This window comes from Pseudocolwellia sp. AS88 (genome assembly GCF_030551755.1).
Lineage (GTDB): Bacteria > Pseudomonadota > Gammaproteobacteria > Enterobacterales > Alteromonadaceae > Pseudocolwellia.
The window spans coordinates 40,788-63,789 of record NZ_JAUPEC010000008.1 but is presented as its reverse complement, the minus strand read 5'-3'; the positions used below and the strand labels follow the sequence as shown (position 1 = coordinate 63,789).

Below are 23,002 nucleotides of genomic sequence, written 5' to 3'. Positions count from 1 at the left end.
AGTCGCAAAAGCCACCAAAGCTGTCGTTTATGTAAGTCTGTTATAATTTTTGCTATTTGTGGATTGTTTAGAGATTAAATTTATATCAGATTATCAGTTGTTTCGAGAACCATTTCTTCAATACTATATTAATTTAAACTCTAGAAGCTCTAAAAACTACTTTTTTTGGTTTCATCTTTTACCTCAGGTTGCTGTTGTTTTACTGCATGATATTTGGAAAGAACCTATTAGGTCTAGGATATATTTATCCAGAATATGTAATTTCTCAATAGTAACTTTTTTAGAGAAAATGTAGTCTATTTCAATATAATTATTTAACAGGCGGTATGCTCGAAAGTTAGAAAATGTAGACGAAAAGTCTTCAACTATAATAGGTAAATTGTTTTTATCTTCTTTAAGGACATACAAAGTTATATGACCTTTTGTATATTTTTCAAATTCACCTACTTTACCTATATGTGTGTAGTAGGATTCTTTAGTTTGAATGCCAGATAAAGTATTAAAAGTCCACATGTTTCTTTCGTGCTTTACTGCCCTAAGATTAACGCTTAACTCATTAGCAGAAGTAGGTGTAACCTTCTCAAAAGGTAACTTGTAAATTGGTGTCTTTATTTTAAAACCTACACGTTCTCGGACGCCCCTTTGATAATAGTAGGGTTTATATTTCAGGGGGATTTGGTATTCGTAAAAATTGTTGCATTCTGCATTTAGTGGAATAGAAGAAAACCTCACTTTCTTATACTGCTGCTGTATATTGTTTTCTATATTTACTGGTGTTTGAACTGAATCCAAAGCTATCAGGCTACCTATACTTGCAATTATTATAAAAACTGGAATTAACAGTAAACTCTTGACTATATTTTTTGAGAGAATCATTCAGGAGGAATCGTTTTGTTATAATGGTTTAAGTTAATCGTATACTTAAGCTTTTCTTAGGTAAACAGTTTCTGAACAAAAGTATATACTTTATCCGAAAAGCAGGTATTCGATAGTCCTCTCCTCGCTTAAAGCTATCATAAAATTTTCAATGCAACCGTCAACAATGAGCTCAGACTGTGTGAAAACTATTTTTAATTGGCGTAATTCGATAATATCAGCGAAAAAAGGCTCTGTAGATTAAATTCTGTTGTAAGTTTGATACCAAATTACTTATTAATTTACGTAGCGTGACATAAAAAATTTACGCTGGGAGTTTTCACACAGCCTGAGCTTAAACCAGCCCCACAAAAGTGCAGTAATATTTGACTATTAATGCCCTGATTATGATCGTGGTTTCATAAAAGCTAATGTCTGCAATTGGCTATCACTTGACCTAAAGAATAATCAGCAGCTATCGTCAACAAAGATACGAAAGCGGACGTTAACATCAATAGATTTTTGAGCTATTTCCTGTATTCATAATATGTAGGTTTACCTACACCCCGAAAGACAACTAAGCCACAAAAACAGACATTCGACAGAGTTTTTTAATGTGGCTATAAGTCATATTAAATATTTTATTTAATTCCATACAGTTAGTTAAATTGTGGAAAAGTCAAAGTAATCTGTATTAGGCTACATATTGATTTACACAAGTTTTTTAAACTGATAACTTTAATCGTAGGATGTACAAAGGACATTATCGTTAGGTTAAGGCTCGGCTGAGCAACCTGACAAATTATCCAATATAAGGGAAGGTATGATCCAGTCTGAATTTCAACGTTTTCTGCAAACTTTACTTTTATCACCATCTAGTGCGTCAGTTCATAAATTCGCTAATTTGGTACTAAAAAGCCTGGGTGAAATTGTTCCACTAAGCACTAATCAAGGGCAACGAGTTAAACATGTCGTAAAGCTTGCTCAAAAAGAATGGGCTAGCTTAAGCCAAGATATTCCAACTAATCTTGAATATGTTGAATCAGATGTTGCATCTTTTACCCTACTCAAAGAATTGTCGGTTGATTCATTTCGGGGATTTAGCCGTGAAGAAACGTTTGATCTAAAAAGCCTATTAGTGCTTATTTTTGGGCCAAATGGTACAGGTAAGTCAAGTTTCTGTGAGGCATTAGAATACGCCTTATTAGGTTCAGTAGCAGAAGCTGAAAGTAAGCGTTTTAGAGATGTTGAAGCTTATTTAAAAAATGCTCATACCAATAAATTCACACCTCCAAAATTGATCGGGATTGATGCTGAAGGCAGTAATGTCAATATCAAACCTAATGATGCTCTTTATCGGTTTTGCTTTGTTGAGAAAAATCGAATAGATAGCTTTTCACGTATTGCTGCACAAGCTCCAGCCAAACAGTCAGAACTAATATCAACACTATTTGGCCTTGATTCGTTTAATGAGTTTGTTAAAAATTTCTCTCCTGAAATTGATGGTCGATATATAGATATAGAAGGTGTGAAAGCAAAGGAGCTTTCTCAAAAACGGCTGAAATTACAAGGGGCTGAACAGCAAATAAAGCTTAATAAAGGCATCGTTCAACAGGTGAAAAGTGAAGAGATTGAATTAGCATCACGCTATAGAGAAGGATCCACTTTACTTAAAATGATGTTTGAGCTTAATGGGTCAGAGGAAAGGCAAGGGCAAATACCTTTATTAGAAGCAGAGCTACAAAAGCCTGTTCCGCCGAAAAGTAACCTAACCTCTGCTAACCTAACCTTAATCAAACAAACGTTGATAAGCAGTCTAAACGTCCATAAGCAAAAAAGAGAAGAATTAGCGAATGCAAGTCAACAAGTATCTTTCCAACAACTATTTGAAGCGGTAACTCAAGTTCATCAAATTAGTCCTGATAAATGCCCTGCATGTTTAACCCCATTATCGGAAGTAACCGTTAATCCTTTCACTCATGCAGGAGAGGAGATAGTCAAACTTCAGCACTTAGCTAAATTGCAAACTCAGATAAAGCAACTTGAGCAAACAGTGCTTCAAAAGCTTCAAGAATTGCATCAGATATTAACTACTTGCTTAAACTTTTATGCCATTGATAATAGGCTGGCACTATATAGTTTCACTGAGGTGTCACAATTAAATGTGACATGGTGGAATAGTTTACATGCTGAGCTAGATGATGGCGCGACAGCCATTCAGCTCATTGAAACTCAAGTAGCATGCCTAGAGAAACAAGATATTGAGAGAGTTCAAATTGAACAAGGTAAGAACGCTCAACAGATAGAGTTGAAGCGATTTAAAGAGCTTTTAAATGACGCGCAAAAGCTAGCAGCAAGGAAGAGTGCTGCGATTAACGCAATAGACGATGCTCAAAAGTTAATTAATGAGTTTGACGAAGCAAACAAGACAATAATCGATGAAATAGAGCTGGAAAAGTCTATTGTTACGCAGAATATTGAAATTAGGAAGTCCTACCAACAGTTTGTGGAGTTACTTAATGCCTACCGTAAAAAGCTCCCTGCACTTCTAGTCGAAAACTTAGGTGATGAAGTTGTTAAATTATATAATGCATTCAACCGTAATGATGCGCCAACAGAGCTATTGGCATCAATTCAGCTACCGCTAGCACAAAACCAGAAGCTAAAAATTTCCTATCAAAACGAGCCTCAAAAGTATTTTGATGCGCTTCATGTACTAAGTGAAGGGCATATCCGTTGTGTCGGCTTAGCAATATCACTGGCGAAAAACATCAAAGAAAACTGTCCACTTCTCATCTTTGATGACCCTGTTAATGCTATTGATGATGACCACCGAGAGTCCATCAGGCGCACTCTATTTGAAGATGATTACTTTGATAGAAAGCAGATTATCTTGACATGTCATGGAGAGGAGTTCTTTAAAGATATCCAAAACATGTTATCAGTAGAGCAAGCCAAAAGTAGCCAGCGGTTGGCGTTTATGCCTCGTATTGATGAGCAGCATATACAAGTTGATTTCAAATGCGCCCCACGAAACTATATAGAAGGAGCATTAGAACATATTCGTAAAAATGAAATACGATTTGCATTGGGTAAATCTCGCCAAGCTTTAGAATCATTAACTAAAGGAAAAGTATGGCGATATGTCAATAAACATGGAGATGGAAACTTAAGCATCAAATTACGTTCCGCAAAAGCGCCAATTGAGTTGCGTCAATTAACGGATCAACTTAAAACTAAGATTAAACAAGATGACTTCAATGATCCTGATAAACATAATATTTTATCACCTATAGAGCAGTTATTAGGTGTTAATGGTGATTCTCGCGAATGGCGGTACCTGAACAAAGGTACTCATGAAGAAGTAGACCGAGCAGAGTTTGACAGAAACTCTGTTCATACCATTGTATCTGCAATAGAGTCATTAGATCAGGCATTATAGTGTTACGCCTAATAACTAACTTTTGCCAATAAGAGTAAAGTCTCATCGTCAACTTTGAGTAATTGAGTGTTCCGGAGTAAGTTTGTGCATAAAAAACAAAGGTCATTAAACCAAGTAAAAGAAGATATATCTGTTCGGGTTTTGAGAGATAAGTTACCTAAAGAGTGGGTTATTCACAGTTATGGAGCTGACTATGGTATTGATTTCGTTGTTGAGCTTTTCGACTTTATCGATGAAAACGAAAATATTGCTGAAACTCTTGGAGAGAACTTTTTTGTTCAATTGAAATCTTCAGACTGCATAAAATATTCCGCCAGAAAGGCCTATAAACGTGAAAATGTTGCTAAGGGTAATCTAACTGAAAATAAGGACGATTTCGTTGAGATCCCAGTTGCCAAATTTCAACTGGATATGTCTGATATATTGACTATCCAATCTATGGGGATTGCAATACCAGTATTGTTGATTTTGGTCGATACGAATACTGAAAGAGCTTTTTTTGTTTGTCTCAATGACTATATAGATAAAGTTCTAATACCTGAAGACCCTGACTATGCGTCGAAGGGAAAAAAAACGATTTATATTCCCACTTCAAATGAAATACTGGATGAGGAAGATGCACTTATTGCATTGCGAGCATATGGAAAGCGCTCAAAGATGTATGGCGCATTCTCTTTGTTTAACTATCAGCTAAAAGAAATTTGGCGCATGCAAGATAAGGCTGCCATGCCATACAATGTGCCTCTTGAGATTCCTGTTGAAATGATAAAAACTTTTGTTGATATAGCATTGAGGCAAGATATTTGGTCTACTCATGAGTTCTGGAAGCCAATGGAATGGAGCAACAATGAACTACTTACGCTTAAAGACAAATTGAGTAGGGGCGTAAAACCTGAAGATTACCAAGAGTTTCTAACGTATTGTTCAGATTATATCTGGCATCGGTTGACTAACTTATCGAATATGTATGAGGAATTAGTCAGAGAGTGGTTTATGCCTACATATCTTGCAATGTTAACTTCGTATCCGCCAAGAGATGGTGATGGTAATAATGCTCAAAAAACCTAATAAGCATGTTGTCGGACTATTTTCCGATGCGTTCCAAACCAGCCGCAAATGCCGGCGTTAGGAGAGAGTAATGGACTTCTTTGAAAATGGATTATTTTTCTTTTGCAATAACTATATAAATGAAACCGAGCGCCTAAAAAGATTCACTGAAACTATTGAAGCAGTTTGGACTGAACGTGGAAATGAATTAGATTTAAATCTAAAGTCTAATCTTAGTAAGGCACCAGAGTGTGACCATCAAGATATCGGTGAAAACTTCAGTTATGATTACATAGAAATGGTTATAAAATATCAGTTTTTACATAGGCAATCTATTGTGATTACAGCATCCTCTTTAGTTGAAACTGCTTTGTATAAACTTTGCGAGCTTACATCTTCTGTTTCAGGAAAAAAATTCGACCTTAAAACGAATAAATCACGAAAATCCAAAATACATAAATGTATCGAACATTTATCAGTTGTAGAAAATTTCAATATGGATGACTTAAAAGAAGAGTTAGATCACATTAGTATCTTATATAAAGTTCGCAATGAAATTGTACATAACAATGGAATGGTAACTGAAAAACTTTATCGTTTAAATCTCCCACATTTAAAAGGAAGCTTTGGTTATACAATTGAAATTAATGTCGATTTTATGGATTTTTATTTGAAAATAATAAAAATATTTTTTGAAAAATTAAAAATACAAACTACTGAATTTATAGGTAAAATGTCTAACAATAATATCAGCAAGGACATGTAACAGTTGGTTTTGCTTCGTCACTTATTTTAACCAAAAATTTTTAGCTTCTTAATGAGGCGTTGATATACAAAAACTAATTCGAGTTCAATCCTCACTGGTTAGTGCTAATGACTTTAATGTGGCATTTGTGAAACTAGACGGTAAATCTGTTGCAGCTTGATTAAAAAATATGGCTAATAAGAAAGCTAAATATAAGGAAGTAAAAGAATGACAAATAGTGATTGGGCTCTAGTTTTATTCTGTATTGTTCAGTTATTAGTAACGTGTGCTGGACTGTATTTTAAACAATATTTAATAAAAAAAGGAGATATTAAGGCTACTAATGAAAATTTTAATCAACTCAAAAAACAGTTAGATGAAACGACTGTTTTAACCAAGTCTATTGAAGGCAAGCTTACTAACAAAGCTTGGTTACACCAGAAAAGATGGGAAATTAAGAAAGATTTTTATATGGAGTCTTTAACATTATTTAATACAATGAATTCACATTTTAATATTATCTTAGGTCATTTATTTCATATTAGTGATGGAAAATTGAGTATTGATGAGATAAATGAATTAGATAATAAAATTGACCACGGGTTAAATGTTATTTCGTCTTTAAAAGATAAATTGAAGGGGATCGTTGCATTACAAGGAGCTATATTCCTTGGAGAGTCTACACTCACTGCAATTAATAAATTTATTGATCCTCACAATAATGAATTTATGGATCCATTTATTAATCGCGATATGTTTAGTGGGTTAAGCTCTAGTAATGAATTGAAAAATGATTTTTTAAATCAGCTAATAGGTAGTTGTAATATAGCTAGAGAAGAGCTTTTAAGAGAGGCTAAAAAAGATTTAAATTTGGTTTGGGATGAATAAATTATACTTTAACGGGGTGCTATTTCCAAAAATGAAATAGATCTCTACAGTTCTGTTTCACATTTCAAACAATATCATCTATCAGTCAAATGAAAGAATGCGGCCTAGCGCTGAATGACTAAGCCGTTTTAAAACACCTTGAGTAATCCAGTATGCATTTTTTGCATAATGGTAAATTTGCTTTAGGCAGCGACAGGCTAATGACTGCAATGAGCTTAAACCAGCTCCACAAATGAGTGTGAAATCTTGCTTAATAGCGCCCTAAATATGCTCCTGAATTTGCACAGGCCTAATGTCAGTAATTGACTAAGAGCTGAAGTATTGAATTTAGTCACTTGATACTTTATTGAGCACTTTATTAGTATTATTTTCTAGTTATTTTTAAGTGTTCTATAGTTTTCACACAATATTTGACGATTCACATATGGGTACGTGCAATTAAGTTGGTTAACTAAACTAAACACCTTGAAACTGATTGGTTTGAATACCCAATGCCTGAATTATTTGCATCTTTTCAGCATCACTTGCATTGTTTAAGTCTGCAACCAACTTAGCAATAGGTGATGATTCTGATTGGGTTTCCTTTTTCTTTTCCAATACCTTCTTTAACCGAAATAATTTGCACAGTTTAATAGTTTCGCAACCTTTAGCACTTAGCCCTTCGTATATTGCCCCATCATGAATTTCAATATGTTCACTATATTTATCAAAATATGGATGAACGATTGTTAGGTTAGTCCCAGCTCTAGGGTAGTTCGTAATAGTACGGTGTAAAACAGGCAGATTACTCTTGTTTGTATTACAACCGGGACAAGACAAAGCTAGGTTCTTAGGGTGAAAAGTAAATTTACTATATTCACTTTTGGGTACTATGTGCTCGATATCAACTTGCTTAATATCAAATCCAAGTTTCCATTTACAGTAACAACAAAGGTTACCCTGCTTAGGTCGTAAATCATCTTTAAGAGAAACCTTTATTCCATCGAAGCAAGATTTATCCCAATCAGTATGATTGTCGAAAGAATTCTTAATCACCTTTAGCTCTTGAGAACTAAGAGAGTATGGAGAGGAAATAAAATCAGTCATAACTCTAGTAGCTTACTTATAACGTCATATAAAGGGTCTATTTTTTTTAGATTAGGTTGAACTTGTCGAATTTTTCTTTTCAATTCTCTGTATCTATTTGAGCCTTTTTTTCCTTCTGCAAGCAGCTCCAATGATTCCGTTACAATAGCTCCAAGATAGTAGTTTCTTGTTGAAGGCATATCAAAAATGTTTAGCAACACATCCTCTGCTGACATTCCATTAGTGTTATCTTCATAATAATCCACATCAATATGGTTACCTTTAGAAGCTTTAAAATGAACGACACTGGATCTTTCATTTGGTAAATCGGAAATCAAAAAATGAGAATGAGTAGCGATAATTACATGACAGCCTGTCACTGATTTTAATAAACGATCAACTAATTCTATATACCGATACTGCCACGATGGATGCAAACTAATCTCTGGTTCATCTATCAAAATGAGACTATCGTTCTCTAAGTTAGGAACCAACCCAATTAACGTTGATAAAATACTAGCCTCTCCAGAACTAGCATCCGTATAGTCGAACTCTCCACCATCTTTTTTATACAACTTGACTTGCATACTTCTCATAAGCTCAAGCTTTCGTAAATCATCAAAGACTTGATACCTTGAGACTTGTTGTGAAGAAACAACATGCTCAGAACGAGTCATATTTTCTTCTGAGAAATTTATCAAAAAGCTAAATTCACTACTTCTATGGAAAGATTGCTCCTTAAATGCATATTTATATGCATCAGCTAACTCTTCCCAGTAATAATCGGGTAACTCTAGAAACCTGCTAAATATCCCTTGCCTTATACCTCCCCTTCTATCACTCTGAAACCTAATGAAATCTTTTAAAGTTTTACCATCTATTGACCCAATTGTATTTTTTAATTCCGCAGGTATTCTTAACTTATATACAAGCTTTAAAACAGGTTCGTACTGCAAGTAATTGAATATCTCGTTGTATTGATGAAAGTTGCTTTTTTCATCTACATTAGACATTAGATATGAAATAGCCTTATCCATTAAAGCTCTATTTGAAGAACCGCCAATACGCCCTTTGGGACCTAAATAACAGTATTTATCTTTTATTGTATGGGGTTTTTCCTGCCGACTAATACTTGAACCTGTAGGGAATTTATCAGACAGGCTAGTAGTAATTGCAATTACCTTTTGAGGATTCTTAAGCTCATCTAGAAAAGTTGTTTGCTTGTGTTTTACATTTCTCTTTCGATATGAGTCAACGATACCCTTCAAAAATCGACTTTTCCCTGTACCGTTATTACCAATCACAACAGTAAAGTAGTTTTCTTCACTCTTAATTGGTTTAGATAATTTAACTCGTGGTATTTGAATTTTCTGTTCATCCAACTTGAATGCTTCTAATCTGAACGACATTTCCTTTCCCGAACAATGTATTATTTTGATAATAAATATAACAAGTTACTCGCGCTCCGTGAATCATTATTACAGCTTGTAATCAAAAATAGAAACTACTTCAACACTTTAGCTATAAACAAATAGCTAGTGTCGAGCATGACTTAAGAGTATTGATAGAAGTAAAATTGACATGAAATAATTTGAATTACTTCGTCATAGCTTGAATCCTACTCATATTTGCCAATCAAACCCATTAATTGAATTCCATATATCATTTGGCAAGACACCAAGCTTCTAATCGGAAAAAAAGTATTAATGAGAGCGATTTATGTTGGTCAAGGTAATGTAAAAGATCGGCTAAACACTCACCATGGTGAAAAGCGCTTGTATTCTCAATTTGGTAATTATTTTATTTCTTTTTATGAAATCGACCGCAGACTTGCTCTTTATTTTGAAGCGGCCTTTTTGGAAAGTTACTTTTTTAAATTGAATACTGAACATATGCATGGAGAAGAAGAGCTGTATGCTATGTTCGATGAGGAAGTAGTAGATTATGGAAATCAAAAATTTATAGAACAAGTGACGAAGAAGAACAGTAAGTATCAGAAACTTATTGATAAAGATATAAGTAAGGTATTACCAAAGTCCCCTCATAGTCTCTAGAGATGGAAGTAGAGAGAATCTTTAACAATAAAAAAGCGGATCATCATAGATCCGCTTTTCAAATTTAATATTGGGGTGAATTAACCAACTTAATTAAGTTAACCATCTAAATTAACTCGTTAACCAACTTAATTACATACCCCCAACATATTACTAAAAATCACAAACTTAATTATAGATCGACACCGTTACGTACTTTCAACAGTCCTCATTTAAATTTATGTGATCATAATTTATATATAAAAAACCGCCTTTCGGCGGTTCTGGTATTAAGTAAATTACATTACAGTTGCAATTTTCATGTTCAGCGACAGCTTTTTAAAATACAGCAAATCTAATACTCTGAAAAATCAGTCCCCAACGGGGAACTTAATTCCCATGGGATAACCCATTATTTCTGTAGGGGAACTTAGTTAATCTACACACCAGTTACCTAATCCTGATAACTAGAAACCGGCGGACATGAACATATTAAATTTCTATCCCCGAACACGTCATCTATACGGTTAACCGTTGGCCAAAATTTATTCGCCGCAGCTGCTGGCACTGGGAATACCGCTTCTTGAATAGTATATCCACGATCCCAAGTATCAGTAATATCCGCTAACGTATGTGGAGCATTGTGTAATGGGTTGTTTTCTAACGTCCACTCACCTGACTCAACTTTACGTACTTCATCACGAATACACACCATAGCTTCAATAAAACGATCAAGCTCTACTTTAGACTCTGATTCTGTTGGCTCAATCATAAACGTACCCGCTACTGGGAACGACATAGTTGGTGCATGAAAGCCGTAATCCATTAAACGCTTCGCCATATCTACTTCTGTAATACCAGATTCAGCCTTAATTTGGCGTAAATCAATAATACATTCGTGCGCTACACGACCATTTTTACCTGTGTATAAAATTGGGTAATGTTGGCTTAACTTTTTGGCTAAATAGTTAGCGTTTGTTATCGCGTATTTAGTTGCATCTGTTACGCCTTTTTTACCTAACAATGCGATGTAAAGGTAAGAAATACATAGTATACCTGCACTACCGTAAGGTGCTGCTGATACTGCGCCGTTACCTTTTGTACTTTCGTTTACATTCACTAATGCGTGATCAGGTAAGAATGGTGCTAGGTGAGATTTAACACCTATTGGACCCATACCAGGACCTCCGCCGCCATGTGGAATAGCGAAAGTTTTGTGTAAGTTAAGATGCGAAACATCGGCGCCAATAAAGCCTGGAGACGTTACGCCAACTTGTGCGTTCATGTTTGCGCCATCAAGGTAAACTTGACCACCATGTTCATGAATAATATTACAAATTTCAGCAATGGTGCTTTCGTAAACACCGTGTGTTGATGGATATGTGATCATGATACAAGAAAGGTTGTCTGCCATTTCGCTTGCTTTGTTACGCAAGTCGGTCATGTCAACGTTACCTTGTTTATCACAATCTACTACTACAACTTTCATGCCTACCATTTGTGCCGACGCTGGGTTTGTACCATGCGCTGAAGCTGGTATTAAACAAACGTTACGATGCGCTTCGCCACGACTTTCATGGTATTTAACGATGGCGATTAAACCTGCGTATTCACCTTGTGCACCAGAGTTTGGCTGCATTGAAATGTTGTCGTAGCCTGTAAGCTCAACTAACCACTCGCCTAACTCGTCGATCATGTGTTTGTAGCCAAGCGCTTGATCGGTAGGAGCAAATGGATGCATGTTGGCAAATTCAGGCCAAGATACAGGTATCATCTGCGCTGTCGCGTTTAATTTCATGGTACAAGAACCTAATGAAATCATTGAGTGGTTTAACGCTAAATCTTTGTTTTCAAGCTTTTTGATATAACGCAGCATTTCAGTTTCGCTGTGATACGAGTTGAATACTGGATGCGTTAATATTTCAGTGTCGCGTACTAAACCGTCTGGAATTGAATCGCTGCCGTTTGCAATTACTTGCTCGTCTAGCTCTGCAACACTTAGGTTGTGCCCTTCACCTAATAAAATAGTGAATAAGGTGTCGATGTCGCTACGCGTAGTGGTTTCGTTAATTGAAATACTGATTTGGTTTTCAACATCAATACGTAGGTTTACGTTATTTTCTAACGCGCGCGCTACGATAGTTTCTTTACTGTCGAAACCTGAATTACCTAATGAGTTTAGGTTGAAGCTTAACGTGTCGAAGTAGTTGTTATGTAATGGCGTTAAACCTTTGCTTAATACGCCAGCCGCTAAAATATCAGTAAAACGATGAATACGTTCAGCAATTACTTTTAAGCCTTTAGGACCATGATAAACCGCATAAAATGCAGCCATGTTGGCTAATAATACTTGAGCTGTACAAATGTTTGAGTTAGCTTTTTCGCGACGGATATGTTGCTCGCGTGTTTGCATTGCCATACGTAATGCTGGGTTGCCGCGCGTATCGCGAGATACACCGATAATTCTACCTGGTAATGAACGTTTGTATTTGTCAGACGTTGTGAAGAATGCAGCGTGTGGTCCGCCGTAGCCCATTGGAACACCAAAACGTTGGGTTGAACCAATTACAGCATCAGCACCTAAATGACCTGGCGCTTTCAACATAACTAAACTCATGATGTCGGCTGCTACTGCTACTATGCCATTGTTAGCATGAATTTTTTCGATTAACTCGCTGATGTCACTTACTTCACCCGTTGCACTTGGGTATTGTAATAATGCACCAAAGATATCGTGATCAGCTGCCTCAACTGCAGGAGCAACAATGATATCAAATCCGAACATGTCAGCACGTTGCTTAACAAGATCGATTGTTTGTGGGTAAACGTCGCTTGAGATGAAAAACAAGTTTGATTTTTTGTTTTTAGATACACGTTTAGCCAATGCCATTGCTTCGGCTGCTGCTGTACCTTCATCAAGTAATGATGCTGATGCTAGGTCAAGCCCCGTAAGATCTAAACACATTTGTTGGTAGTTTAATAAAGACGTTAAACGACCTTGTGCTATTTCTGGTTGGTATGGCGTGTAAGCTGTGTACCAGCCTGGATTTTCTAACACGTTACGTAAAATTACGTTAGGTGTAAGTGTTGGGTAGTAACCTAAGCCAATGTAGCTGTTGTTTACTTTATTTAAGCCAGCTACTTTTTTTAAGTCAGCCAATGCCTGAACTTCTGTTTTGCTTTCTTCAATCGCTGGTAAGTTAGGTAAACGAATATCGCTTGGTACAATTTCGTCAATTAGCGCATCAACAGACTCAGCATCAATGTCTTTTAACATCGCTTGAGTTTGCTCAGCGTTTGGCCCTATGTGTCGGCTAATAAAATTTTCAGATTGTTCTAATTCGTTTAACGTTACTTGAGATTGAGTAGTCATAAACAGTTTCACTTAAATGATTTTACTAATTTAATAAAAGAAAGCCTCAAACTTATTGCTTAGTTGGAGGCTTAAAATATTCTTGCTCGTAATCATTCTGCTTTTAGATAGAGCATCTTAAATGCAGAATGTAACCAAATACTTTTGCAAAGATAATCGAGGCTTTTCATACCTGATTAACATAGCAACAATTCGTCAACAGTCTGCTTTTAGTAACTATCTACAAAACAAAATGAGTCCGAATATTTGGCAAAGATAATCGAGATTTAATTAAGTTCGATTAGCGAAGCAATAATTCGTAAACAGTCTGCTTTTAGGCAAGGCGATGAAGTTGCGAGACATTTGAGCTTAGTGTGCTAAGTGATAATGTCGAGCAACGAAATCAACGCGGTATAAATGCAGAATGTAACCAAATACTTTTGCAAAGATAATCGAGATTTAGGCAAGATGTTAAAGTTGTGAGACATTTGAGCTTAGTGTACTAAGTGATAATGTCGAGCAACAAAAACAGCGATGCATAAACTCGATTAGCGAAGCAAAAAGTTAGTCGGCAATAGAAGCTGCGTAAGCCTCAGCATCTAACAAAGCTTCGATCTCACTTTCATCAGCAACTTTAACTTTAAACAACCAACCGTCACCGTATGCGTCGGCGTTTACTAATTCTGGAGAGTCTTCTAGGTTTTCATTCACTTCAACTACAGTACCTGAAATTGGTGCGTAGATATCTGATGCTGCTTTAACTGACTCAGCTACTGCTACGTCGTCGCCTGAACCAATTTCGTCATCAATGTCTGGTAATTCAACAAATACCATGTCGCCTAATAACTCTTGTGCGTGTTCAGTAATACCAACAGTTACTACACCGTCACCGTCGTTGCGAACCCATTCGTGAGTTGATGCGTATCTTAATTCTGAAGGAATGTTGCTCATTTTATTAACCCTGCCCTGTATGTAAATTTTATAAATTGTGTTTGGCTACCGTAATCTACTATAGCCTAAATATTATGCGATATTATGAGTAATAAATAACGCTTAAAAAACTTTTTTACCGTTGCGTACGAAACTTGGTTTGATAACTTCTACATCAACCAATTTTTTACGCATTTCAACTTGGATGGTATCGCCAATTTGCACTGAACGCGGTACACGAGCCATAGCAATACTGTGGCCTAATGTTGGAGAAAATGTACCTGAAGTGATAATGCCGTCGCCACTTGGTGTGATAACTTTAAGACCTGAACGAAGTACACCTTTTTCTAAGAATACTAAGCCAACAAGCTTAGGTTGGTCGCCTGCAGCTTTTTGTGCTTCAAGTGCTGAACGACCGATAAAGTCACGATCTTCAGGTTCCCAGCTGATAGTCCACGCCATGTTTGCGGCTAATGGTGAAACTGTTTCGTCCATGTCTAAACCGTAAAGGTTCATGCCTGCTTCTAAACGTAATGTATCGCGAGCACCTAAACCACATGGAGCTACGCCAGCGTCTAGTAATTGCTGCCATAAATCTGCTGCTTGATCTTGCGGTACAACAATTTCGTAACCGTTTTCGCCAGTGTAGCCTGTGGTTGCAATGAATAAGTCGCCTGTTTGAACACCAAAGAATGGCTTCATACCTTCAACAGCTTGTGTTTGCTCTGCTGTTAATAACGTGGCTACTTTAGCTTTAGCTTCCGGACCTTGAACTGCGATCATGCCAAATTCAGGACGTTCAGTAACGGTTACTTTAAAACCTTCAGCTTGCTTGTTCATCCAGGCAAGATCTTTTTCGCGAGTTGCAGAGTTAACGACTAATTTGTAGCTAGTTTCGCTGAAGAAATAAATAATAAGGTCGTCTATTACGCCGCCTTCTTCATTTAGCATACCTGTGTATAAAGCTTTGCCTGCAACGGTTAATTTAGCAACGTCGTTGTTTACTAATTTACGTAAGTAAACTTGAGCTTGGTCGCCGCTTACATCAACGATAGTCATATGAGATACGTCGAACATACCTGCATTTTGACGCACTGCATGATGTTCTTCTATTTGAGAGCCATAGTTGATAGGCATTTCCCAACCATAGAAGTCGACCATTTTAGCGCCAGCTTCAATATGTTTTGCATGTAAAATAGTTTTGTTGCTCATATAACAATCGCCTAAAAAAATGAATAAACAGTAGTTGCAAGATTATAGCCACTGGCACCTGTCGATTCAACAACAAAAGATGAGCGTTTGAAATATAAAACCACTTAAAAACACTGTGCAGAATTATATTTTACAAAATAGTCTTTTTAGAAATAATAATCGAATTAGATATATAGAAATAAGCTATTTTTGTGAATAATTTCCACAAAACGATATAAAAAATGTGAATAGTTATTATGGAATTTTAAAAGGTGATGTTGGATTGATTTACAGCATCACTAATAACATTATTGTCAACCTCAGCTCGGGTTAAGCTATTTTACTCAACAATGCTATTTAAGCGCCTATCTGCGTTATTTTTACGCCCAATAGCCAGCTATGGGTTTATAAAAATGCCTTGATAAACACATAAATTTCATCATTGAGATAGAATTAAGGCCTTTTATGTTTTTAATCTTGATAAAGCTAAAAGATACTTCAACAAATCAATGAGTTATCAAATCCATTAACCCGAGTTGAGGTTAGTCAGCTAAAGAGGATGAATAAGAGAAGATAAATAATAGAATCATATACGCCCAATAACATTACATGAGGAATTGGGCGTTTAAGAAGATAGGTAGTTAAGCAGTAAAGTGAGTTTTTAGTTCAGCCCAGTAGTTACTAACAATTTGTTGATCTTGTGGGGTTAACTCTGAACGAGAATCTGTTAGTTTTGCTGAGATATCGTTAGCAAACTCTGTTGATAATGCTTGAGTTTCGTCGCCAAATTTACTTGCAGATAAGGCAATAAAACCTCTGATATAGCTGCTTGCAAAAAGTTCATCGTCGTTGTTTTCTTTTAAACAAAGATCGTCAAAGTGTTGATAAAGTTGATTAAGGTTCTGAATTGACATGTGTATTCCTGTGCTGATAAATATTGTCGTTATTGAGGGCTGCTGGCCGGATATAATACCTGATCTTTGTAACCAGTAATAACAGGAAAATATCCTGATAAGGTTTGATCAAGCTCGGTATCGCCCGTATCTATAATTAATGGGCGATTGTTTAAAGCGGCAAGTTTGGTTTTTGTCGCTACAATAATAATGTTATTTTTCCCTACAGCTTTGATGACTCTTGGGCTTAACTGCTGGTTGCCTCGACCAAAGATATGACCTTGACCACCAATTAAAGTAATAACTAATTTGAGCTGCTCGCTGGCATTACTGCCCGCTTCGGCTAAATGCTTATTTATTAAATCCCAAAGCTGAGGCTCGGTTACATCGTTAGCGATTATCGCGTGGTCGTGCAATACATCAACACCTAACAAGGTATTTTCTTCTCCGAGTTCTTCCATAATAAATGCGGTAGTTGAACCAGATCCCATGATATAAAGTTCGTCGTCCATGGTTTCAATAATATGTGCGGCTATGTCTTGTAAAACCAGTTCGTCGGTTTCTTTACCGCCTGATTTTACTGCTTGAACATAACGTAACTCGCTTGGGATTTGCATTTCGCCGTAACGTTTCGCTTTAACCACGCCTTGCCTAAATAAGCTTTCGTCGATGTCCATTACATCAGCATCAGTGAGTGTAACCAGTTGATTGGTGACTAGCATTTCTACCACACGCCCTGCCGCTTTTGGCGTAACAGCATAAACACCTGAATGAATTTTACAGCCTGCTGGAATACCTAATACGGGAAATCTGTCATCAACAATTGAGCAAATATCGCGCGCTGTGCCATCGCCACCAGCAAATAGTAATACATCAACATGAGCTTGCATCAAGGCGGTAACAGCATCTTTAGTGTCTTGTGCTGTGGTATTCAAATATTCGCTAGGTATGGTTTTAGTATTACTGGCTTCTGCTGAATGAGTTACTACAACCACTTCAAAACCTAAGTCGCGAGCGCAGTTTTCACCCATAGCACCACTTGCGGTGTAAATGATGATTTGGCTTTTATAAGGTTCAAGCACGCTTAGTGCAGTAGTTGCACGTTGGTTTGCTTTAAATTCGGCACCTAGTGCTAAAGCTTTTTCTGGTGTGCTCTCGCCGTCACTACCTTTGAGTGCGACACTTCCACCTACGCCAGCAACAGGGTTAATAACAAAACCAAGTTTGAATTTTTTCATGTAAATAACCTTAGCCTTATTTAAATTGTGCCAGTGACAGATTTGAAGATTGTGTAGCAAGAACAGAAGAAGATGGTTGATAAAAAGCCGCTAACGCATCAATAAATTGTTGTGCTCTTTTAGGAAAACCGTGCTCAAGGTAATGTTCAACTTGTTTAAGAACTGCCACTTTAAATGCTTGTGTATCGGCTTCTGCACCATTTAAGTTATCTGCTGATACATTAAACTTCTTATTAGCTGCAATGCAAAATGCCCATTCAATCGCTTGTGGTTTAACTTCTACAGATTCAAATACTTTTTGTTGTTGCTCATTTCGGCCATCAGGTTCATACCAATAACCAAAATCTTCTTTTAAACGACGTTCTTTACCTGCGATACACCAGTGAGCTATTTCGTGTAAACCACTTGAAAAATAACCATGAGCAAAAACAATTTGATGATATGAGCAAGCTTCTGATGCGGGGAGATATACGGGTTCATCGTCACCCTTAATTAATCTTGTATTGTAGTCAGCAAAAAATGTAGCTGAAAACAGTTCAATTAAATCTTCAATTTTATGCTCAATATCTATTTGATAATTTTCAGATAAAGCAAATTCAGATGTGTGATCAAAAGATGATATATGTTGCATAAACAAAAGCGTCTATTGTGAGTGAAAATAATTTTGCCGCAACTTTAACAAAAAACGGCGATAGTTACATCGCCGTTTTGATTTATACCTTTACGTTTTAAAAACAACGTTGGAAAAGTAAGTGTTACTCTGCTTTTTTCAGTGCCATTTTAATTACGATGTAACCTAATATACCTGAGATTAATGAACCGATAACAATACCTAAACGGTCTTGGAATAATGGTGAATCAGCTGATTGTTCAAATGCTAACGAACCAATAAATAAACTCATGGTAAAACCAACACCACACAGTAAAGACACACCGTAAAGTAGTTTCCAGTTCACGTTCTCAGGCAGTTTAGCTAAACCTAACTTTATCGCGATAAAACAGAAACCAAAAATACCTAATTGTTTACCAATTAATAAGCCAGCAATAATACCTAATGGAACAGGAGCTAGAACTTCGTTAATACCAACACCTGTTAAACTAATACCCGCGTTAGCAAAAGCAAATATAGGTAATACAATGAAAGCCACCATTGAATGTAAGTTATGCTCTAGCGACTTAAGTGGTGACGGCTCTCCTTCTCCACCTTTAATAGGGATAAAGAAAGCCAAAGCAACACCGGCTAATGTGGCATGAACACCAGATTTAAGTACAGCAACCCATAAAACAATACCTAAGAAAATATAAGGTGAAGTGCTGGTTACGCCTTTCTTATTCAAACCAAATAAAATAGTTAATACAACCGCCGACACGATTAATGAAAGCATTGAAAGTTGGTCAGTATAGAATAAGGCAATAACAATAATTGCGCCTAAATCATCAAAGATAGCTAATGAGGTTAAAAATACTTTAAGCTGCAATGGTACTTTACTACCAATAATAGCTAATATACCTAAAGCAAATGCAATATCTGTTGCGGTAGGAATTGCCCAGCCATTTATCGCAGCCGGATCGTCGTAATTGAACGCTACGTAACAAAGTGCAGGTATAACCATACCACCAATAGCACCAATGGCAGGTAAAGCAACTTGTCCTGGTTCAGACAAATTACCCTCTAAAAATTCGCGTTTGAGCTCTAGCCCAACTAAAAAGAAGAATAAAGCCATCAAACCATCGTTTATCCAAAGTAATAATGGTTTTGCAATTTCGAAAGTACCAACACCGACTACAACGGGTATATCAAGCAATAAGTCGTAGTAATGCGCCCAAGGTGAATTCGCTATGATCATAGCAAGAACAGCAGTGAACATGAGTATGATACCGCCTGATGCTTCCTGTTTTAAAAAATTTTGTATTGGTGAAAGTTCCATGATTTCCTTTATTAATATCAATAACAACCAGACATAATATGTCATATGTTGTAGGTGTTAGTAAAGATCACATCGATAATTTTTACTAAAGGTTATAATAATTTAACCTAAATTAAAGAAATGAGGATCAGTTAAAGTAATAATAGCCAGAAAATTGGTACCTGCAGTTCTTATTTTATACTCACATCATTTGTCATTTTGTTTAAATACTCTGTACTTAATTCAAGTATAGATAAAATAATTAAATTTACTGCAACCTTTACCTAGTCTATTTCGTTACTATGATTAGAGAAAAGTGAAACTTACTGAGACCCTGTTTTATATGAGTCAAATTTTATCTTTTTTTGGTATTAAAGAAAAAGAGCACTCGTTTGAAGAATTAATTCATCCGCACATGAGTAATTTGTTTAAAGTGGCGTATCAATATACTGGCACAAAACATGATGCAGAAGATTTACTACAAGACTTGCTTGAATTTTTATTAACCAAAGAAAACGAGCTACGCAAGGTAGAAAAATTAAAACCTTGGCTAATGCGATGTTTATACAATCGGTTCATCGATTTATATCGTAAGAAACAACGTCAACCTAATTTAGAGGATATTGACGATGATAAAGTGCAGCCATTGTTTCGCTATTTCGATAATCATCAAAAAGATGAACAAAACAAAGAAATATATACCGCGATGAGTAAGTTATCGCAAGATCAACGTGCCTTAGTTGCGTTACATGATATTGATGGTTATACCCTACCTGAACTTTCAGAAATTATGGATGTTCCTTTAGGTACTTTAAAATCGAGTTTGCATCGCGCTCGTAAAACATTAAAACAACATATTACCCTGCAACCCTATGAACTTAATGTTCGTCATTATTAACAGAGGATAAAAAATTATGAACTGCAAACTTGTTAATAACGCCATTGATGAACTCACGTTAGCGGATTTTAAGTCAGGCTTAAATGATGTTTTAAACAATACCTTAAAAGCTCATATTGAATCTTGTGAAACGTGCGAGAAAGCACTGCAAGAACATCATTCATATATAATTAAAATGTCGAAAACTACAACGCCTGAATTTAGCGAAGAGCAAGCAACAGCTATGCTCAATAAGGTTGTAAATAAATCAAATAATAATGCTTATGCAAATAAATCAGCAAAAAATGACAGCAGCTTTTTCCAAGGATTTATTGCTGCATCGGTTTTAGCATTATCAATATTTGGCGCCTGGAATGTGTTAACACCTTCAGCAGATCAGCAACCTTTAGTAGTGAGTACCGCTCCTGAATATTTTACTACCGAAGTTGTATTAGTTATTGATGCCCCTGAAGATATGTATGACGCTGATTTAAATATTGTTTTACCACAACAAATTGCTTTAGAGGGTTACGACAACATTAAAGATCTAAGTTGGCCTGTAGATTTAAAAGCTGGAACTAATACCTTATCGTTACCAATACGTGTAAACAAAAATCAGAACTTAGAACAGCCGTTAAGCATTATGGCCAAGCTTTATCATTATGCTGAAGAACGTGAATTTGAAATCAAAGTAAATGTTCAAGATATGCAAGACAGCTTGGATGCTAGTGCCAGCACAACACGCGCTTAACGAATAAAAGTGAATGAGTATAAAATGAAGATTAGAAATTATGTATTAGGTGCCTTAGCTATAATTTTATGTGGAAATGCTTATATAGCAATATCTGCAGAAGATTTAGAAGGCGTAACCATGAAACTCGCGCAAAAAGAAACTAAGCGTGGTCATCGTGTACAAATGCGTGCTCATCAAATCATTGCAGATTATATGCTTAAAAATGGCGACATGACTCAAGATGAGCTTGAAGCTATGAAAGAACAACGCAGAACACATCGTAATGAATTAAAAGCACTTAAAAAATCTGGTGATATGGATGCTTTTAGAGCGCGCTTAAAAGAAATAAAACAAGCTCACGAAGCAAAACGTGAATCGATGAAAGAATATATTGATAGTCACCCTGAGCTTGAAAAAATACTAAGAGATACGCACGAAAAACGTCATGTCGAAAGTAAAGGTAAACCGGATGGTGATCGTCGAGGTGATAAATTCATGGACGGCAGACGTGGTGGTAATTTCGGTGACGAGTTTGACGACGAAAAACGTAAGAAACATCGTGAGAAAAGATTTGAAGAATTTGAAAGTGATATGGATGACGAAAAAGTTAATAATGATGAAAACAATTAAATCGTATTAATTAATATACTTAATTTCGTTAGAAAGTTACTTCTCAACAAATGCCAATCGGTTCACTGATTGGCATTTTTATTACTCTGCGTACTAATCTTAAACCGAGTTCAGGTTAACTAAAATATTCTTTTTTCTCGCTGTAAGCTTTTCTGAAGTATTCAATTAATAGCTTAAGTTTCTTATCTGGTTGTCTACTTCGTGGATATACAGCATAAATGCCTAAATCTTTCGCCGTAAATCCATTTAAAAGCGAGACTAAATCGCCTTTCATTAAATTTTTGTGGATTAATGCTTTGGGTAAGTAAGCAATGCCTAAATCAGATAAAGCCGCTTGCCTTAAAGAATGTAAGTTATTAGAACGAAATTGACTCTTCACTTTAACAAAATACTCGCCAGATCCATCTTTAAATGCCCATTGCTCAGAGCCAGAACCTTCGTTTTGATAAATTAAACATCGATGTTTAGATAAATCTTCTGGTGACTCAAGGTTAGCACTATTATTCAAATATTGAGGGCTTGCACAAACAACCCAATTTGAATCAACCAAGCGCTGTGCGACAAGCGACGAGTCTTCTAATTGAGCTGTTCTTATGGCTAAATCGTAACCTTGTCCAACAATATCAACCACACTGTTATCGATAGATAGCTCTACATTAACACTAGGGTAATCATCACAAAACTTTGCTAACGCTTCATTCAACACTAACTGAGCAGACACCATAGGCATAGTTAACTTAATGGTTCCGCGAATGTCTTCGCTATACCCAGTTATAGAGTCTTCTGCTTCTTGCATAGCCAGTTTTGCTAACCTAGCTTTACCATAAAGTGTTCTTCCTGCATCCGTTAAGCTTAGTTTTCGTGTTGTTCTATATAAAAGCTGAGTATTAAGCTGAACTTCCAAACGACCAATACGTTTGCTTACTACAGAATTCGTTAGGTTAAGGTTATCTGCTACTTTGCTAAATGAGCCAGCCTCAACCACTAAAACAAATAAAATAAGATCATCAGCTTTTGCAGCCATAAATCACTTCTTGATTATGCAATAAAAAGAAAAAAACAATATCATTTATTCCAATTCATTAACAGTGTGATTAATTGTACATTTATGCCTATGATTTTAAGGTGCAATACTTATTAAAAAATTGATTGTTAAACAATCAAATAAGAAGTTGT

At 36.1% G+C, this 23,002-nt stretch carries 19 protein-coding genes; 8 read left to right on the top strand and 11 right to left on the bottom strand.

The annotated features are described in order from the left end of the window. Nucleotides 1–183 precede the first annotated feature (183 nt). Nucleotides 184–792, bottom strand: coding sequence for a hypothetical protein (locus Q5N69_RS07720; protein ID WP_304368291.1), 609 nt, complete (start codon nt 790–792; stop codon nt 184–186). Between the two features lie 886 nt (nt 793–1,678). Here Q5N69_RS07720 and Q5N69_RS07715 point away from each other — a divergent pair. The 4 genes from Q5N69_RS07715 (at nt 1,679) to Q5N69_RS07700 (ending at nt 6,977) form a co-directional block, all read left to right on the top strand. Then, nucleotides 1,679–4,297 carry an AAA family ATPase gene (locus Q5N69_RS07715; protein ID WP_304368290.1) on the top strand — a complete coding sequence of 873 codons (2,619 nt, stop codon included), beginning with the start codon at nt 1,679–1,681 and terminating at the stop codon, nt 4,295–4,297. Between the two features lie 84 nt (nt 4,298–4,381). Further along, nucleotides 4,382–5,365 carry a DUF4365 domain-containing protein gene (locus Q5N69_RS07710; RefSeq protein WP_304368289.1) on the top strand — a complete coding sequence of 328 codons (984 nt, stop codon included), beginning with the start codon at nt 4,382–4,384 and terminating at the stop codon, nt 5,363–5,365. A 70-nt stretch (nt 5,366–5,435) separates the two neighbouring features. Next, nucleotides 5,436–6,110 carry a hypothetical protein gene (locus tag Q5N69_RS07705; protein WP_304368288.1) on the top strand — a complete coding sequence of 225 codons (675 nt, stop codon included), beginning with the start codon at nt 5,436–5,438 and terminating at the stop codon, nt 6,108–6,110. Between the two features lie 207 nt (nt 6,111–6,317). Continuing rightward, the gene (locus tag Q5N69_RS07700) at nt 6,318–6,977 is read left to right on the top strand and encodes a hypothetical protein (protein WP_304368287.1); all 660 of its coding nucleotides are present in this window, start codon (nt 6,318–6,320) and stop codon (nt 6,975–6,977) included. Nucleotides 6,978–7,433: 456 nt separating this feature from the next. Here Q5N69_RS07700 and Q5N69_RS07695 read toward each other — a convergent pair whose 3' ends face one another. Together Q5N69_RS07695 and Q5N69_RS07690 are read right to left on the bottom strand one after the other, a co-directional pair. Then, on the bottom strand, nt 7,434–8,012 hold the full coding sequence (locus Q5N69_RS07695) for an HNH endonuclease (protein WP_304368286.1): 579 nt from the start codon (nt 8,010–8,012) through the stop codon (nt 7,434–7,436). Nucleotides 8,013–8,059: 47 nt separating this feature from the next. After that, nucleotides 8,060–9,451 (bottom strand): ATP-binding protein, encoded by a 1,392-nt coding sequence (locus Q5N69_RS07690; RefSeq protein WP_304368285.1) that lies wholly within the window; start codon nt 9,449–9,451, stop codon nt 8,060–8,062. 297 nt (nt 9,452–9,748) lie between these two features. Here Q5N69_RS07690 and Q5N69_RS07685 point away from each other — a divergent pair, with 297 nt between their 5' ends. After that, nucleotides 9,749–10,096, top strand: a complete 348-nt coding sequence (locus Q5N69_RS07685) for a hypothetical protein (protein ID WP_304368284.1) — start codon at nt 9,749–9,751, stop codon at nt 10,094–10,096. Nucleotides 10,097–10,529: 433 nt separating this feature from the next. Here Q5N69_RS07685 and gcvP read toward each other — a convergent pair whose 3' ends face one another. From gcvP to nhaA, 7 genes are all read right to left on the bottom strand, one after another. Next, entirely contained in the window at nt 10,530–13,448 is a 2,919-nt protein-coding gene (gcvP, locus tag Q5N69_RS07680; RefSeq protein ID WP_304368283.1) for an aminomethyl-transferring glycine dehydrogenase, read from the bottom strand. A gap of 543 nt (nt 13,449–13,991) precedes the next feature. After that, complete coding sequence (gcvH, locus tag Q5N69_RS07675; RefSeq protein WP_304368282.1) at nt 13,992–14,378, bottom strand: glycine cleavage system protein GcvH; 387 nt, start codon at nt 14,376–14,378, stop codon at nt 13,992–13,994. A 102-nt stretch (nt 14,379–14,480) separates the two neighbouring features. After that, a complete protein-coding gene (gene gcvT, locus Q5N69_RS07670) occupies nt 14,481–15,569 on the bottom strand; it encodes a glycine cleavage system aminomethyltransferase GcvT (protein ID WP_304368281.1) in 1,089 nt (362 codons plus the stop codon). 620 nt (nt 15,570–16,189) lie between these two features. Next, nucleotides 16,190–16,462, bottom strand: coding sequence for a YfcL family protein (locus Q5N69_RS07665; protein WP_304368280.1), 273 nt, complete (start codon nt 16,460–16,462; stop codon nt 16,190–16,192). 29 nt (nt 16,463–16,491) lie between these two features. Then, nucleotides 16,492–17,679 (bottom strand): ATP-NAD kinase family protein, encoded by a 1,188-nt coding sequence (locus tag Q5N69_RS07660; protein ID WP_304368279.1) that lies wholly within the window; start codon nt 17,677–17,679, stop codon nt 16,492–16,494. Nucleotides 17,680–17,695: 16 nt separating this feature from the next. Beyond that, nucleotides 17,696–18,310 carry an elongation factor P hydroxylase gene (locus tag Q5N69_RS07655; RefSeq protein WP_304368278.1) on the bottom strand — a complete coding sequence of 205 codons (615 nt, stop codon included), beginning with the start codon at nt 18,308–18,310 and terminating at the stop codon, nt 17,696–17,698. 124 nt (nt 18,311–18,434) lie between these two features. Continuing rightward, nucleotides 18,435–19,607, bottom strand: coding sequence for a Na+/H+ antiporter NhaA (gene nhaA, locus Q5N69_RS07650; RefSeq protein WP_304368277.1), 1,173 nt, complete (start codon nt 19,605–19,607; stop codon nt 18,435–18,437). A 322-nt stretch (nt 19,608–19,929) separates the two neighbouring features. Here nhaA and Q5N69_RS07645 point away from each other — a divergent pair, with 322 nt between their 5' ends. From Q5N69_RS07645 to Q5N69_RS07635, 3 genes are read left to right on the top strand one after another with little or no spacing between them, the layout of a single operon-like run. Continuing rightward, nucleotides 19,930–20,484, top strand: a complete 555-nt coding sequence (locus Q5N69_RS07645; protein ID WP_304368276.1) for an RNA polymerase sigma factor — start codon at nt 19,930–19,932, stop codon at nt 20,482–20,484. A gap of 16 nt (nt 20,485–20,500) precedes the next feature. Beyond that, the gene (locus Q5N69_RS07640; RefSeq protein ID WP_304368275.1) at nt 20,501–21,214 is read left to right on the top strand and encodes a hypothetical protein; all 714 of its coding nucleotides are present in this window, start codon (nt 20,501–20,503) and stop codon (nt 21,212–21,214) included. A gap of 24 nt (nt 21,215–21,238) precedes the next feature. Next, a complete protein-coding gene (locus Q5N69_RS07635; protein WP_304368274.1) occupies nt 21,239–21,826 on the top strand; it encodes a hypothetical protein in 588 nt (195 codons plus the stop codon). A gap of 115 nt (nt 21,827–21,941) precedes the next feature. Here Q5N69_RS07635 and Q5N69_RS07630 read toward each other — a convergent pair whose 3' ends face one another. Then, nucleotides 21,942–22,850 (bottom strand): LysR family transcriptional regulator, encoded by a 909-nt coding sequence (locus Q5N69_RS07630; RefSeq protein WP_304368273.1) that lies wholly within the window; start codon nt 22,848–22,850, stop codon nt 21,942–21,944. Nucleotides 22,851–23,002: the final 152 nt, after the last annotated feature.

Coding starts and splice junctions, on each gene's coding strand:
- Q5N69_RS07685 (WP_304368284.1), top strand. CDS start 9,749: ATGAGAGCGATTTATGTTGGTCAAGGTAATGTAAAAGATCGGCTAAAC.
- Q5N69_RS07665 (WP_304368280.1), bottom strand. CDS start 16,462: ATGTCAATTCAGAACCTTAATCAACTTTATCAACACTTTGACGATCTT.
- Q5N69_RS07700 (WP_304368287.1), top strand. CDS start 6,318: ATGACAAATAGTGATTGGGCTCTAGTTTTATTCTGTATTGTTCAGTTA.
- gcvH (WP_304368282.1), bottom strand. CDS start 14,378: ATGAGCAACATTCCTTCAGAATTAAGATACGCATCAACTCACGAATGG.
- Q5N69_RS07705 (WP_304368288.1), top strand. CDS start 5,436: ATGGACTTCTTTGAAAATGGATTATTTTTCTTTTGCAATAACTATATA.
- gcvP (WP_304368283.1), bottom strand. CDS start 13,448: ATGACTACTCAATCTCAAGTAACGTTAAACGAATTAGAACAATCTGAA.
- Q5N69_RS07715 (WP_304368290.1), top strand. CDS start 1,679: ATGATCCAGTCTGAATTTCAACGTTTTCTGCAAACTTTACTTTTATCA.
- Q5N69_RS07640 (WP_304368275.1), top strand. CDS start 20,501: ATGAACTGCAAACTTGTTAATAACGCCATTGATGAACTCACGTTAGCG.
- Q5N69_RS07660 (WP_304368279.1), bottom strand. CDS start 17,679: ATGAAAAAATTCAAACTTGGTTTTGTTATTAACCCTGTTGCTGGCGTA.
- Q5N69_RS07635 (WP_304368274.1), top strand. CDS start 21,239: ATGAAGATTAGAAATTATGTATTAGGTGCCTTAGCTATAATTTTATGT.
- Q5N69_RS07630 (WP_304368273.1), bottom strand. CDS start 22,850: ATGGCTGCAAAAGCTGATGATCTTATTTTATTTGTTTTAGTGGTTGAG.
- Q5N69_RS07655 (WP_304368278.1), bottom strand. CDS start 18,310: ATGCAACATATATCATCTTTTGATCACACATCTGAATTTGCTTTATCT.
- gcvT (WP_304368281.1), bottom strand. CDS start 15,569: ATGAGCAACAAAACTATTTTACATGCAAAACATATTGAAGCTGGCGCT.
- Q5N69_RS07690 (WP_304368285.1), bottom strand. CDS start 9,451: ATGTCGTTCAGATTAGAAGCATTCAAGTTGGATGAACAGAAAATTCAA.
- Q5N69_RS07645 (WP_304368276.1), top strand. CDS start 19,930: ATGAGTCAAATTTTATCTTTTTTTGGTATTAAAGAAAAAGAGCACTCG.
- nhaA (WP_304368277.1), bottom strand. CDS start 19,607: ATGGAACTTTCACCAATACAAAATTTTTTAAAACAGGAAGCATCAGGC.